Below are 14,345 nucleotides of genomic sequence, written 5' to 3'. Positions count from 1 at the left end.
CGCGACCCTGGAAGCCGCTTGCGCGGCGGTGCGGTCGCCCATGATCATCAAGAGGGCATCCGAAATGCGGAAAACGAGGAGGTTTGCCGGTTTTTCATCAGGGGCCGAGGCGCTGCCATACGATGCTTCATCGTGGTGAGCAGGCACGGTACGGCACGCGTGAGAGAGCGGCGGCGGTTCCACGGGACTGTCCGAGAACGAGGGAAAGACGGCGCTGTCGGATGAGTGATCCCGGTCTGCGGTTCTCGATACTGGGGCCGGTGCGCGTCTGGCGGGACGGCGACGAGGTGGAGATCGGCTCCCCCCAGCAGCGGCTGGTCCTGGCCGTCCTCCTCCTGGCCGAGGGCAGGACCGTCGGCAACGACCATCTGCTCGACGCCATCTGGGGCGAGGAGCGCCCCCGCACCGCCATGGGCACGCTGCGCACGTACATCTCGCGCCTGCGCTCCGCCCTCGGCGCCGAGGTGATCACCTCGATCGGCAGCGGGTACGCCCTCGTCGGCGGGATCCGCGACCTGGTCACGATGGAGGGACTGTCCCGCGAGGGGAGATACGACGAGGCCCTGGCCCTCTGGCGGGGAGAGCCGCTCTCCGGGCTGGAGGGAGGCTACGCCGAGGGCCAGCGGACGCGGCTCGGGGAACGGCGGCTCGCCGTGCTGGAGCGCAGGCTCGCCCGGGAGGTCGAGGAGGGCAGGCACGCCGAGGTCGTCGCCGAGCTGACCGCGCTCTGCGGGGAGCACCCGGCCAGGGAACGGCTCTCCGGCCTGCTGATGCTGGCGCTGTACCGGTCGGGCAGGCAGGCCGAGGCGATCGGCGTGTTCACCGACACCAGGAAACTGCTCGCCGAGGGGCTCGGCATCGACCCCTCGCCCGAGCTGGCGGAGCTCTACCAGCGGATCATCACGGCCGACCCCGCCCTCGGCAGGAAGGAGGCGGCGAGCCCGGCCGTCAGGCGGGTGCCCCGGCAGCTCCCCGCCGACACCGCCGACTTCACCGGCAGGGAGCCCGAGGTCGACGAGATGGTGGACGCCCTGAGGTCGGGGAACCCCCCGGCGATGGTGATCTCGGCCGTGTCGGGCGCGGGAGGCATGGGCAAGACCACCCTCGCCGTCCACGTGGCGCACCGGCTCGCGCCGGACTACCCCGACGGCCAGCTCTTCGTGAACCTCAGGGGTTCGGGGGCGCAGCCGCTCGCACCGGAGACCGTGCTCGCCCGGTTCCTGCGCTCCCTCGGGGCGGAGGTCCCCGCCGACGCCGAGGAGCCGGGCGAGCGGGCCGCGACGTACCGCTCCACGCTGGCCGACCGGCGGATGCTCGTCGTGCTGGACAACGCCGCGAACGCCGCCCAGGTACGGCCACTGCTGCCGGGCGCCGCCGGATGCGCGGTGCTGGTGACGAGCCGCGCGAAGATGATCGGCCTGTCCGGCGTACGCCAGGTCGATTTGGGCGTGCTGCCCCACGACGAGGCGATGGAGCTGCTGGCCAAGGTGGTGGGGGAGGCGCGGGTGGCCGCCGAGCGCGAGGCGGCGGCGGACCTGATCGGGGCGTGCGGGTACCTGCCCCTGGCGATCAGGATCGTGGCCTCGCGGCTCGCGGCGCGGCCCGCCTGGAGCGTGGCCAGGATGCGCGACCGGATGGCCGACGAGCGCAGGCGCCTGGCGGAACTGCGGGTGGACGACCTGGCCGTCGAGGCGACGTTCGCCCTCGGCTACGACCAGCTCGACGCCGCGCACGCCTCGGCGTTCCGGCTGCTGGCCGTTCCCGACGCGTCCGACTTCTCGCTGGGCTCGGCGGCGGCCGTACTCGGGCTGGACGAGCCGGACGCGGAGGAGGTGTGCGAGGCGCTGGTGGACGTGAGCATGCTGGAGTCGCCCTCTCCCGGCCACTACCGCTACCACGACCTCCTCAAGATCTTCGCCCGGTCGCGGCCGGACGACGAGGACGTACGGCGAGCCGCGCTGGCCAGGCTGCTCGGCTACTACCTCGCCGGTATGGCGGCGGCCTACCACCTGACCTATCCGGGCGTCCCGGTGTCCGGCTCGGACCGGCCGGCCGCGTTCTTCGCGGACGAGGAGGCCGGGGTGGTCTGGGCGGAGGACGAGGAGCAGGGGGTGGTCAGCTGCGTGCACCAGATCGCCCGGACACCGGGAAGCGTCCTCTCCGACGCGATCCGGCTGCTGGACATGGCCTCCGACGTACTGGAGACCGACGTGACCCCCGAGCGCTACGAGCGGGCGGCCGGAGCCCTGGTCGAGGCGGCGGCGGCCCGGGGGGAACGTCGCGCCGAGGCGCACGCCCGGTGCGTGCGCGGCGGGTTCTGGGCGAGCCGCTGGTTCCTCGACGCGGCGATCGAGGACGGCGTCGCCGCGCGGGACCTCAGCCTCGCGGAGGGTGACCTGGCACGGTACGCGGAGAGCCTCAACCTGCTGGCCATGGTCGTCGCCAGCCGCGGGTCGCAGACCGAGGCGATCGCGCTGTACGCCGAGGCGGTCGAGGTCTGGCGCGGGCTCGGCGACCGGAGCAGCGAGACCGTCGGCCTGGGCAACATGGCACTCGCGCTCGCGTCGGCCGACAGGACCGCCGAGGCGGTGGAGGCCGTGGAGCTGGCCGACCGCACCATCCGTGAGCTGGGCGGCGGGGCGGATCCCGACATCATGTACCGGTCGGCCGTCGTGCTGCGCGACGCCGGGCGCCCCGAGGAGGCGCTCTCCCGGCTCCTGGAGACGCGGAAGGCGTACCGGAGGCTCAAGCAGCGCGTCCGGGAGGGGGCGACCCTGCTGCGGATGGCCGAGACCCACCTCGCCCTGGGACAGCCGGACCGCGCCGTCGACTGCGCCGAGGACTCGCTGGGCCTCATGGCGGAGGCGGGCGACGAGTGGATCCAGGGCAAGGCGCTCGTCGCGCTCGGCCAGGCCTTCTCCCGGCTCGGCCAGCCGGGCCGGGCCGAGGCCTGCCTGACCGAGGCGCTTGAGATCTTCGTCCGCCGGGACATGCCCGAGGCCGGAGAGGTACGGGCCCTGCTGGAGCGGGACGAGACCTCGCGGTGGGACACCGGGCCGAAGGAGACCGCGCTGACCCGCTGAGCGGACGCCTTCCGCATCCGCCCGGCTGAGCGGACGTGTTCCGCGTCCGGCCCGGCTCGCGTGGTGAACCCGGGCATGCCTCCCCGCGTGCGCCCGGCGTGTTCCGTCGGGCGGGGGACACCGTGCTCGGGCCCGGAACTGTCGGTGGTGGCTGGCATTATCGGGGGTGTGGATCCGCACCGCTACGCGCGCGTCACCGGGCCGGCCGTCATGACGACCGGCGGGCGACGCGTGGTGTCCTCCCCGAGGGGAAGCGAGGGGGACGGTGGCGGTGGCGCGGTCCGGCACGCGCCGCCAACCCGGGGTGGCCTACCGGCGGAGGAGGCACTCTTTCCCTGAAGTCCTGTGGGTGGGGATGTCGAGAACGCATCCGTGGCTCCGATTCTCTGTGATCGGTGAAGCGAGACGGACGACGATTTTCGAGGAGGAACGACCATGCGGCCCATGAAGACGAACACCCTGAAGGTGCCCGGCGCGACCCTGCACCACGAGATTCGCGGCTCGGGGCCGATCCTGTTGCTGATCTGCGGCGGGATCTACGACGCCGCGGGATACGCGGGCCTGGCCGAGCGGCTCGCCGACCGATACACGGTGGTGACCTACGACCGGCGCGGCAACTCGCGCAGCCCGCTGGACGGGCCGCCGGAGACCCAGAGCGTCCAGACGCACGCCGACGACGCGCACCGCCTGCTGGTGGAGGTGGGCGTCACCGCCGACGACCCCGCGTACGTCTTCGGCAACAGCTCCGGCGCGATCATCGGCCTGGAGCTGGCCGCCCGCCATCCCGAGCAGGTGCGCGTCCTGGTCTCCCACGAGCCGCCCCTGTTCGAGCTGCTGCCCGACCGCGACCGCTGGCGGGCCGTCATCCGGGACGTGGAGGAGGCGTTCGCCAAGGAGGGCACCGAAGCCGCCATGCGGGCCTTCGCCACCGGGTTCGACCGGACCGGCAGCGAGCACGAGGAGGCGGCCACCGGCGGGGAGCGGGGAGAGCCCTCCCCCGAGACGGCGGAGACGATGGCGCGCATGCGGAAGAACACGGAGTTCTTCATCGGCTACGAGGTCCCGCCGTTCGTCGGCTACGTCCCCGACGCCGACGCGCTGCGGGCCTCCTCGGCGCGCGTCGTGATGGTGGCGGGCGAAGCCTCGGAGGGGCAGCCGCCCTACCGGGCCTCCTTCGTCGTCGCCGAGCGGATCGAGGGACGGCACGTGATGTTCCCCGGTGACCACGGGGCCTTCGGCACCCGGCATGAGGCGTTCGCCGCCAAGCTCGACGAGGTGCTTTCGAGCCCCTGAGGGCCTCCAAGAGCCCTTGAGGGCCGGATACGGCTGTCTCCCGACGACCCGGTCCGGGAGGCGGCCGTGCCCGCGCCGGAACCGGTCAGTGTCGCGGGATGCCCAGGGTGACCAGCAGGTCTTCGTGAAACTGGAACCACACGGTGTGGTACGACTCAAGGCTGTCCGACACGTAGTCCAGCTCGCCCGCCTCGGCGCGGGTGAGCGCTTCGGTGAGCCGGACCTGATACCGCCGGAACCGGAGCATCGCCGCGTACAGATCCGCGCAGGAGGCGTCGGCACGCCGGTTGAGGTCCGCGAACCGGTCCAGGACCCGGGAGTCGTAGGCGGGGTCGGTGTGGTCGTTCGGTATCGCGACACCGTCGGCGAAGCGCATCTGCCACGCCGTGCAGAGATCGAGCAGCTCCGGGTTGAGCACGAGGAAGTCGTCGTAGGTCCCAAGCACCGTGGCCCGGGTGCCCGCCGCGTCCAGCTCGGCGGAGACCCGCTTGGCGTCCTCGGCGCGACCGGCCTCGGTGAGGCTCCACCCGCCGAAGTCACCCGGAGCGTACGTGGCGAGCCCGGCCACCGCGAGATCGATCAGCTCGGACTCGACGTCGGACTCGGGGAGCCCCGTCGCCTCGGCCACACGGGCGAGACCGGCGAACCCGACGCAGCGAAGCGTGTGGAGCGTCAGCAGGTCGGGGCTGGTCTCGTGGGGTGGGTTCGGCACGCCGATATGCTACATCGATGGCCTGGATTCACCCGCTTTCCGGGGATGTCGAGGAGACCGCGAGCGTCCTGGGCGGTAAGGGGTACGGCCTTGTCGTGCTGCGGCGGCTCGGGGTGCCCGTGCCCCCCGGGTTCGTCATCGGCACCGGGGCGTGCCGCGCCTTTCTCCGTGACGGGCGGTTTCCCGAGGGGCTCGACGCCGAGCTGGCGGCCGCCGTCTCCGGCCTCGAAGCCGCCACGCGACGGCGCCTCGGCGACCCCGGGCGGCCCCTGACGGTGTCGGTGCGCTCGGGCGGCACCGTGTCGATGCCCGGCATGATGAACACGATCCTCAACCTCGGCCTCACCGCCGAGACCACGGCGGGGCTGGCGGCCGAGACGGGCGACCCGAGATTCGCGCTCGACTCACGGCTGCGGTTCCTGTCCGGCTACGCCTCGGCGGTCTTCGGCGTGGAGCCGGACGGCCTGGAGGCCGTCGCGCGTGAGGTGACCGAACGCGGCGACGGCGGCGAGGAGAGCGGTGACAGGGAGACGCGCCTCGCGGAGGCGATCCGGGGTGTGGAGGCCCTCATCGGCGGGCGGCCCGGCGGATCGGTGCCGGACGACGCGAAGGGGCAGCTGGAGCCCGCCGTCAGGGCCGTGTTCTCGTCCTGGGATACGCCGCGCGCCAGGACCTACCGCGAACTGCACGACATCCCGCACGACCTCGGCACGGCCGTCGTCGTGCAGGCCATGGTGTTCGGGAACCGAGACGAGCGCAGTGGCACCGGTGTCGCGTTCAGCCGCGATCCCAACACCGGTGAGAGGGTCCCGTTCGGTGAGGTGCTTTTCGGCCGCCAGGGCGAGGACGTCGTCTCCGGGAGGTCGGCGACCCGGCCGCTGGCCGAGCTGGCCGGACGCGAGCCGGAGGTGTGGACCGGCCTCCTGGAGGCCCTGAACCGGATCGAGGAGCACTACCGCGACACGTGCTACGTGGAGTTCACCTTCGAGGCGGGCGAGCTGTGGATCCTGCAGGTGCGGCCGGGCAACCTCGTCGGGCGCGCCGCCGTCCGGGTCGCGGTCGACCTGGCCGACGAGGGCGTTGTCGGCCGCCGCGAGGCACTGCTCCGAGTCTCCCCGCACCATCTCCGCCACGCGCGTACGCCCCGGATAGAGACGGCCGACCCGGGTGACCTCCTCACCCGGGGGCTGGGTGCCTGCCCGGGGGTCGCGGTCGGCAGGGTGGCGACCACCGCCGACAGGGCGGCGCGGATGGCCGCCGACGGCCCGGTCATCCTGATGCGCCCGCACACCTCCCCGCTCGACATGCACGGTCTGGCCGCCGCCGCGGGAGTCGTCACCGCCCGGGGCGGACCGGCCAGCCACGCCGCCGTCGTCGCGCGGGCGATGGGCAAACCCGCCGTCGTGGGAGCCGCGGACCTCACGGTCGACGTCGCCGCCGCCTGCGTACGGGCCGGTGGGCGCACCCTCCCGGAAGGCGCGATCATCACCATCGACGGGACCGGCGGGGAGGTCCTCGTCGGCGGCCACCGCACCGCCACGGCCACGACCGACTCCCACCTGCGCCGCCTGCTCGAATGGGCCGACGAGGTCTCGGGCGACGCCTCGGACCGCGACGAGGCGGAACGCCTCACGGCGGCCCGCGAGGTCCTCCTGAACACCTAGATCCCCGGATTCCGCACCTCGATCACCCGTGGCCACTGCGCGGCCGACGGCCCGGCGCGGGTTGTTCGCGGGGCGATCCCGGATGCACAGGGGCTTCCCGCCCGGGTCCCGCTTGTCGGCGCGATGGCCCGGCGCGATGGTTCGATGTGCTGCCCCGGCGTGACGGTTCGGTGTGCTGGCGCGTTCCGGAGTTCGCGCGGTGGTGCGCCCCCGGGGGATCGCGTGCCCCGGCAGCGGCCCGGGTCCCGCTCCTCGCGCGGCGGCTCCGGTTCGCGGTCCCTCACGATGGCGTGCCGAAGGTGGGGGCGGGCACTGCCAAGGGGCCGACCGGCGGTGAACGTCGATCAGCTAAGAGAGCGCTCTCAGATCAGGATAGATCCATTTCTTGATCGTCGGCCAGGGAGTCGATGCGGGACACGTGCGCACTGGGGGGCATCGCCGAACGGTGGAACGCCCTATTTTCTGTGCTTACGCCCTCTCGCCTGCACCTCTGTACTTTACCTATTCGTTACCAACGCGAAACATTGACTGCCGTGACGCAGCCCGTTACTTTTCGGTGAGAGAGCGCTCTCTCATATCGGTCAGCTTCAGAGCCCGATTCCTCTCCCCGGAGGCACCCCCCAATGGATCCCTCGATCCGGACCACGGGTCCGGACAGCGCGCACCCCCGTGAAGGACGACTCGCCCGCCACATCAGGAACCGCCGCAGGAGCGTCGCCGCCGGTGTGGTCGTCGCGATGGTGGCCGGGCTGCTCGGTCTCGGCGCGGCCCGCTCCGCCGAGGCCGCCACGGTCGGCGCCGGCAGCTACGCCGACACCCTCCCGGCCGGACGCTCGCTGCCGGCCGGCTGCGGCTCCGTCTCCACCAACCCCCGCCAGTGGGTGACGGCCAACGCCCCGGCCGGGGCCGTGCCCACCAACGACTGGTGGTCGTCGCTCCTCTACAAGAAGACCGACTGCGCCTACAGCGAGCCGCTCCACGCGCACCCGATCTCGTACGACACCTTCGGCAACGGTCTCGGCTTCTCCTACAACACCACCCCTGCCATCAGCGGGACGGCGACCGGAGTCGGCGAGTACCACTACCCGTACGTCGAGAACATCCGCGTCGGCGTCGCGGGCCTGAGCTCGCCGGACGTCAAGGTCGACGGCTGGAGCGACTGGACCGTCACCCCGTACTGGAGTGGCGCGGGCAGGACCATGAAGGCCACCATCGGCCACGGCCTGCCGTTCGCGTACTTCCAGGTCACCGGCGGCGACGCGCAGATCACCGCCGCGGGCACCCCCACGGTGTGGTCCAACAGCGGCGGCACCATCGGCTTCACCGCCGGAGGCCGTGACTACGTCGCCTACGCGCCGACCGGCGCGACCTGGTCGGTGAGCGGCTCGACGATCAGCTCCGCCCTGGCGGGCAGGGGCTTCTTCTCCGTGGCGGCGCTCCCCGCGGGCGGCGACCGCGCGGCCCTGGCCGCCACCTACGGCCAGTACGCCCACGCGCACGTCACCGGCACCCGCGTCTCGTACGCCTACAACCAGGGCGCGAGCTCGCTCACCACGACGTACGCCTTCACCACCACGGCCAGGCAGGGCAGCCAGACCGGCACGGTCATCGCGCTCTACCCGCACCAGTGGAACTACCTGACCGGCTCGACGCCGCTGGCGCAGACGTACGTCTCGGCGCGCGGCCAGATGAAGATCGTCACCGGTACGCAGTTCCAGACGTCGATGAAGTACACCGGCGTGCTGCCCGAGATCCCCGCGGTGGGCGACAGCTCCGGCGCTGACCTCACCACGGTCACCAACCAGCTCAACGCCGAGCTCGGCAACCCGATGGACATCCGCGGCGACGACACCTACTGGACCGGCAAGGGCCTGGGCCGGGCCGCCCGCATCGCGGAGATCGCCGACCAGCTCAACCTGACGTCGGTGCGCACCGCCGCGCTGAACGCCATCCGGACCCGCCTCAACGACTGGTTCACCGCCTCACCGGGCAAGACCAGCCGGGTCTTCTACTACAACCCGAGCTGGGGAACCCTGCTCGGCTACCCGGCCTCCTACGGCTCCGACCTGGAGCTGAACGACCACCACTTCCACTACGGCTACTACATCGCCGCGGCCGCGACCCTGGCCAAGTTCGACCCCAACTGGGCGAGGACGAGCCAGTACGGCGGCATGGTGGACCTGCTGATCCGCGACGCCAACAACTACGACCGCAACGACACCCGCTTCCCGTACCTGCGTGACTTCGACATCTACGCGGGCCACGACTGGGCGGCCGGGCACGGCTCGTTCGGCTCCGGCAACAACCAGGAGTCGTCGTCGGAGGGCATGAACTTCGCCAACGCCCTCATCCAGTGGGGACAGGCGACCGGCAACACCACCGTCCGTGACGCGGGCATCTTCATCTACACCACCCAGAACGCGGCGATCCAGGAGTACTGGTTCGACGTGCGCAACCAGAACTTCCCCGCCGCCTTCGGCCACAGCACGGTCGGCATGGTCTGGGGCAGCGGCGGCGCGTACGCCACCTGGTTCAGCGGCGAGCCGGAGATGATCCAGGGCATCAACATGCTCCCGATCACCGGCGGGCACTTCTACCTGGGCGACAACCCCGCCTACGTGAACGCCAACTACGCCGAGCTGGTACGCAACAACGGCGGGCCACCCACGGTGTGGCGGGACATCCTCTGGCAGTTCCAGGCGCTGGGCAACGGCGACGCGGCCCTGGCGAACCTGCGCGGCGCCGGTGCGTACACCCCCGAGGAGGGGGAGAGCAGGGCGCACACCTTCCACTGGATCCGCAACCTGGCCGCCCTCGGCACGGTGGACACCACCGTCACCGCCAACCACCCGCTGGCCAAGGTGTTCGTCAAGAACGGCGCGCGCACCTACGTCGCGTCCAACATCACCGGCAGCCCGCTCACGGTGACCTTCTCCAACGGGACCGTGCTCAACCTCCCCGCGGGCAAGACGGTCACCTCCGGCGCCTTCACCTGGAGCGGCGGCAACGCGGGCGGCGGCACCACGAACCCCGACCCGACGCCCACCCCGACCCCGACGCCCACCCCGGATCCGGGTGGCTTCGCCGCGACGCGCTACCTGCAGAGCGGCGGCGGCCTGCCGGGCACGGCGGGCGCGGCGGGCAGCGTCGCGGTGGCCGCCGCGAACGGCAACCACGACGGCGTGCCGACCAACGCCCGGGTCTTCACGGCGACCGGTCTCACCGCCGCCCACAACGGCGGCACCACCGCGTTCGACCTGTTCGTGGACGCGGGCACCGGGGTCGCCAACGGCACCCAGGTCAGGGTCTCCTACGACCTGACCGGCAACGGGAGCTGGGACAGGGTGGAGACCTACGGGTACTTCGCCACCGACCCGGTGACGGGCTGGGAGCACTACACGCAGGGAACCGGCCCGCAGTCCTCCTCGGGAGCGCTCGGCAACCTGTCGAACGGCCAGGTGAGGGTCGAGGTCTGGAACGCCATCGGCAACGGCGCCGTCAACCTCGGCATCGGTAACCAGTCCCTCGTACGGCTGCCGTTCGGCTGATCCCCCTCAGTCGACCGGTGACGGGGCGGCCGGGAGCGTGAGCCCCCGGCCGCCCTCGCTTTCCATGGGCGGCCACGACAGGCCGATCGGGTTCGAGGGCGGCATGACGCCCGACTCCAGGACGGCCATGGTCAGCGGGTGCAGCAGCAGGGCGAGCGCGGAGGTGCGCTCGTCTCCCAGGGCCCGCCAGGGAGCGGCCGCGGCCTCGTCGGTCAGCCGCTCGATCCGCCCGCGCTCCCGCGTCCCCTCGGCCGTCAGGGCGCCGGAACCGTCGACCCACCCGCGCTCGCGCAGGGCGGCGGCACCGGCCTCCCACTCCTCGTCGTCCCAGCGCCGTGCCAGGCGCAGCTGGTCCAGGTCCGTCTCGCCCGCCGCGACCTTGAGCAGGTGGGACTGGACGGGGGAGACGCCGTGGGCGACGAGGGCGGCCACGTGCCCGTCGCCCCGGTGCTCGCGCAGCGTGGTCGCGGCCTGCCAGAGCAGCAGGTGCGGCTCGTCGGGCGCGGGCAGCGCCTGGTTGGCCGCGCCGAGCACCCGTCCCGCGGTGTCGGCGAGCCCGGCGGCCTCCCAGGCGAGCTCCGCCGCCGCGCGCAGGTCGTCGGAGCAGGTCACCTTCTCGGTGAGCAGGTCGCGCAGCGCCGCTCCCGCGCCGTCGAGCCGGGCGCGCAGCACGTCGCCGGGGGTCGCGAACGTCCACGCGTCGGGGAGCGCCCTGGAGACCCTGGCCGGGGGGAAACCGTGGAAGGCCGCCGTGACGACGCCGGGGCCGACCGGACCGAGCGGTGCCGCCCTGGAGGCGAAGTAGCCCATCCAGAAACCGCGCATGCCGACCGCGTCGGCCGCCGCCCGGGCCTCGGGGGCGAAGTAGGTGACGGCGTGCAGAGGTTCCAGCAACTGCCACATGACACGCGGAACGTTCGGTTCTTCGGGCTCCGGCACGGTCTCACACCCCGTCTCGTGGATCCTGGCGGATCGGCTGCGCATGTTCATACGGTACTCGGCGGAACGACCGGAAGATCTCTCGATGAGAGAGCTGTCATCTGGTCCGACCCCTGACCTGATCTGGGAAGACGAGGTCATCTCACCTGTCAGGTTGGGTCTTCTCAAGGGGGAACGGGCGGGTTATCAAGGGCTCAGGACGAACTGTGATTCCAGACATTCCCACTCCCTGGTGCCGCGGTCGCGTCCGATCAGCCCCACCCCCCGAACCAATGGAGTACGGCATGCGGCAGTTACGAAGAGTGATGTTCAGGGTCCTGTGTGTCATCGCGATGCTCACCGCGAGCGTCGTCGCGGTGGCCACGGGCGCGCAGGCGGCCGTTCCCAACCGGTGGGGCTTCGCGGTGGTCAACGTGACCTCCGGCATTCCCGACCTCAACCACCAGGCGGGCAGCTGGGCGCCCGGGTTCAACGTCAGCGTCACTCCCGGCGGGGCCGGGCAGACCTTCGTGCGGTTCCCGCAGATCGCGATCACCGGCGGCGTGGTCCACGTCACGGCGATCTCCGAAACCGCCTACTGGTGCCAGGCGCAGAACTGGGGGCCCTCGGGCACCGACCTGGTCGTGGCGGTGCAGTGCTACCGGTACGGAGGGGCTCCGGTCTTCACCCCGTACAGCATCGTCTTCGAGCAGAGCACCGGCGTGCTGCCCGCACCGCAGGCGTTCGGCTACGTGCACTACAACGGCGCCGCCATCGCCACCCAGTTCAACTCGGCCGGGGGCGTGAACACCGTCGCCGGGGGCGCGGGCGTCTGGACGGTCACCCTGCCCGGCCTGGGCTCGTCGGGCTTCGCCGGAAACCTCCAGGTCACCGCGGTCAACCCGAGCCAGCCCGCCCGCTGCAAGGTTGGCGCCTGGGCTCCCGGCGTGGGCGCGCAGGCGGTCCAGGTGCGCTGCCACAACGCGACGAACGTGCCGCTCACCACCGGATGGACCCTCACCTACCAGCGTGAGCGCGCCATCACCGGCGCGGCGATCCCGCCGAAGAACTTCGCCTACACCTTCGACAACACCCCGGCCAACCCCGGCCCGTACGCGCCGGTGCCCCCGGCCGTGAACTACAACTCCCAGGCGGGCGTGAACACGGTCCAGAGCTCGGGGCTCGGCCAGCGCCTGGTGACCTTCCCGAGGGTCGGGGTCCTGCAGGACCAGGTCCAGGCCACCGCGTACGGTCCCGGTCCCGAGTTCTGCAACCTGCAGACCATCTGGAACACCAGCGGCAGCGTCGCGATCGTCCGCAACGTCGTCTGCTACAGCGCCACCACCCGCGTCGCCCAGCCCTCGCTGGTCACCTACACCTCGGCCTTCTGAGGTTCGGGCGCGGTACCGCCCGTGACGCGGGCGGTACCGCGTCCTCGCCCGTACGGCCCGAATGGACGCCCTTCTCCCGGGTAGCCGGAGACGATGGCGACTTATGGCTTCCATTCCTCACACGAGCAGATCCATCCGGCAGAGCTACTGAAAGCGGTCACGCGGGCCGAGCAGGCGGGGTTCGGGGCGGCGATGTCGTCGGACCACTTCTCCCCGTGGAGCGAGCGGCAGGGACAGTCGGGGTTCGCCTGGTCCTGGCTGGGCGCGGCGCTCCAGGCCACGAACCTGCCGTTCGGCGTGGTCAACGCCCCCGGCCAGCGCTACCATCCCGCGATCATCGCCCAGGCGATCGGCACCCTCGGGGCGATGTTCCCCGGGCGCTTCTGGGCCGCCCTCGGTACGGGCGAGGCGAGCAACGAGCACATCACCGGCGACCACTGGCCGCGCAAGGAGCTTCGCAAGCAGCGGCTGCGGGAGTGCGTCGACGTCATCCGGGCGATGCTGGCGGGGGAGGAGGTCAGCCACGACGGCCTGGTGACCGTCGACCGCGCCCGGCTGTGGACCCGCCCGGACGTCCCCCCGAAGCTGGTCGGCGCGGCGGTGAGCGCCGACACGGCCCGCTGGTGCGCGGAGTGGGCCGACGGCCTGATCACCGTGGGAGGGCCGGTCGACCGGCTGCGCGAGGTCATCGGGGCCTACCGGGACGCCGGGGGCGAGGGCAAGGTGGCGCTCCAGGTTCACCTCAGCTGGGCCGAGAGCGACGACGAGGCCATGGCCATCGCCCACGACCAGTGGCGGAGCAACGTCTTCTCCCCGCCGGTCAGCTGGGATCTTGAGACCGCCGAGCTCTTCGACGTGGTCTCCGCGGACGTCTCGCCCGAGAAGGTCGCCGAGGCCGTCAACGTCTCCTCCGACCTGGGCTGGCACGCCGCCAGGATCAACGAGTACGCGGAGCTGGGGTTCGAGGAGATCTACCTGCACCACGTGGGCCAGGAGCAGTCCGCCTACATCGACGCCTTCGGCGCGAAGGTCCTTCCCCAGCTGAGCTGACGTCCTCGCGCGACGCGGGCGGGTTCGCGGACGGAGGGGGACCCGCCCCGGCTGTCGTGAGACGAAGTGACTCCCCCTCATTTTTTCGACATGTGATGGAAACAAGGAGGGGGAAATCAATTCACAGATGTAGGTGAATGTTCTACATTTGTCATGGGAGCGCTCCCATCAGAAGGAGGCGCAGTGTCTCTCCAGCAGAACTCATCCGCGGCGTCCCTCGACGTCGCCCACGAGTACGTAGGCGAGTGCCTGCTGTCCGCCGCCCCCGCGAGCGTGCGCGAGGCCCGCTCGCTGGTCCGCCGGGAGCTCTCCCTGTGGGGCGCGGACGATCTCATAGACGACTGCGTGCTGATCGTCAGCGAACTGGTCACCAACGCCGTCAGGTACGGCGGCGCCGCGTGCGCGCTGCGGATCCGCGGCGGCGGGAACCTCGTCCGCGGCGAGCTCTTCGACCCCGGAACGGGGTCTCCCCGGGTGTGCGCCCACGACATGGACGCCACCGGCGGCCGGGGCCTCCAGATCGTCGACTCCCTCGCCGACGAATGGGGTGTCACCCACCCCTCCTCCGGCGGAAAGATCGTCTGGTTCGTCCTCGGCCCTCCCGCTGACCTTTTCGCTCCCGCCCGGCTCCGCTCCGCCGACGCCCCGGTCCTGCGGCTCAGGTAGGCACCGGGAGCTCCCGGTGC

Annotated in this window: 9 protein-coding genes; 7 read left to right on the top strand and 2 right to left on the bottom strand. The window is 71.8% G+C overall.

Going from position 1 to position 14,345, the window contains the following annotated elements; translation table 11 throughout:
- The first annotated feature begins 221 nt into the window (after positions 1-221).
- Together ACW9TB_RS05700 and ACW9TB_RS05695 are read left to right on the top strand one after the other, a co-directional pair.
- Complete coding sequence (locus ACW9TB_RS05700; protein WP_472746866.1) at positions 222-3,083, top strand: AfsR/SARP family transcriptional regulator; 2,862 nt, start codon at positions 222-224, stop codon at positions 3,081-3,083.
- 444 nt (positions 3,084-3,527) lie between these two features.
- Positions 3,528-4,376 (top strand): alpha/beta fold hydrolase, encoded by an 849-nt coding sequence (locus tag ACW9TB_RS05695; protein ID WP_472746865.1) that lies wholly within the window; start codon positions 3,528-3,530, stop codon positions 4,374-4,376.
- Positions 4,377-4,461: 85 nt separating this feature from the next.
- Here the strand turns inward: ACW9TB_RS05695 and ACW9TB_RS05690 are convergent, their stop codons facing one another.
- Entirely contained in the window at positions 4,462-5,088 is a 627-nt protein-coding gene (locus ACW9TB_RS05690; protein WP_472746864.1) for a transcriptional regulator, read from the bottom strand.
- A 17-nt stretch (positions 5,089-5,105) separates the two neighbouring features.
- Between ACW9TB_RS05690 and ACW9TB_RS05685 the strand changes: the two genes are divergently transcribed.
- Together ACW9TB_RS05685 and ACW9TB_RS05680 are read left to right on the top strand one after the other, a co-directional pair.
- Positions 5,106-6,752: a pyruvate, phosphate dikinase gene (locus ACW9TB_RS05685; RefSeq protein ID WP_472746863.1), complete on the top strand. Its 1,647-nt coding sequence runs from the start codon at positions 5,106-5,108 to the stop codon at positions 6,750-6,752.
- Positions 6,753-7,375: 623 nt separating this feature from the next.
- Positions 7,376-10,300: a glycosyl hydrolase gene (locus tag ACW9TB_RS05680; protein WP_472746862.1), complete on the top strand. Its 2,925-nt coding sequence runs from the start codon at positions 7,376-7,378 to the stop codon at positions 10,298-10,300.
- A 6-nt stretch (positions 10,301-10,306) separates the two neighbouring features.
- Here ACW9TB_RS05680 and ACW9TB_RS05675 read toward each other — a convergent pair whose 3' ends face one another.
- Complete coding sequence (locus ACW9TB_RS05675) at positions 10,307-11,284, bottom strand: SCO6745 family protein (RefSeq protein WP_472746861.1); 978 nt, start codon at positions 11,282-11,284, stop codon at positions 10,307-10,309.
- A 239-nt stretch (positions 11,285-11,523) separates the two neighbouring features.
- Between ACW9TB_RS05675 and ACW9TB_RS05670 the strand changes: the two genes are divergently transcribed.
- The 3 genes from ACW9TB_RS05670 (at position 11,524) to ACW9TB_RS05660 (ending at position 14,325) form a co-directional block, all read left to right on the top strand.
- Positions 11,524-12,609, top strand: coding sequence for a hypothetical protein (locus tag ACW9TB_RS05670; RefSeq protein ID WP_472746860.1), 1,086 nt, complete (start codon positions 11,524-11,526; stop codon positions 12,607-12,609).
- Positions 12,610-12,702: 93 nt separating this feature from the next.
- Positions 12,703-13,659, top strand: coding sequence for a TIGR03885 family FMN-dependent LLM class oxidoreductase (locus ACW9TB_RS05665; RefSeq protein ID WP_472746859.1), 957 nt, complete (start codon positions 12,703-12,705; stop codon positions 13,657-13,659).
- Between the two features lie 183 nt (positions 13,660-13,842).
- On the top strand, positions 13,843-14,325 hold the full coding sequence (locus ACW9TB_RS05660) for an ATP-binding protein (protein ID WP_472746858.1): 483 nt from the start codon (positions 13,843-13,845) through the stop codon (positions 14,323-14,325).
- The last annotated feature ends 20 nt before the right edge of the window (positions 14,326-14,345 follow it).

Source organism: Streptosporangium sp. H13245, from assembly GCF_055690525.1.
This window is presented reverse-complemented; position numbering and strand designations above follow the sequence as displayed.

Bases quoted from the DNA above. Each gene is read 5' to 3' on its own strand.
- ACW9TB_RS05700 (WP_472746866.1), top strand. From the start codon at position 222: ATGAGTGATCCCGGTCTGCGGTTCTCGATACTGGGGCCGGTGCGCGTC.
- ACW9TB_RS05695 (WP_472746865.1), top strand. From the start codon at position 3,528: ATGAAGACGAACACCCTGAAGGTGCCCGGCGCGACCCTGCACCACGAG.
- ACW9TB_RS05685 (WP_472746863.1), top strand. From the start codon at position 5,106: ATGGCCTGGATTCACCCGCTTTCCGGGGATGTCGAGGAGACCGCGAGC.
- ACW9TB_RS05680 (WP_472746862.1), top strand. From the start codon at position 7,376: ATGGATCCCTCGATCCGGACCACGGGTCCGGACAGCGCGCACCCCCGT.
- ACW9TB_RS05675 (WP_472746861.1), bottom strand. From the start codon at position 11,284: ATGCGCAGCCGATCCGCCAGGATCCACGAGACGGGGTGTGAGACCGTG.
- ACW9TB_RS05670 (WP_472746860.1), top strand. From the start codon at position 11,524: ATGCGGCAGTTACGAAGAGTGATGTTCAGGGTCCTGTGTGTCATCGCG.
- ACW9TB_RS05665 (WP_472746859.1), top strand. From the start codon at position 12,703: ATGGCGACTTATGGCTTCCATTCCTCACACGAGCAGATCCATCCGGCA.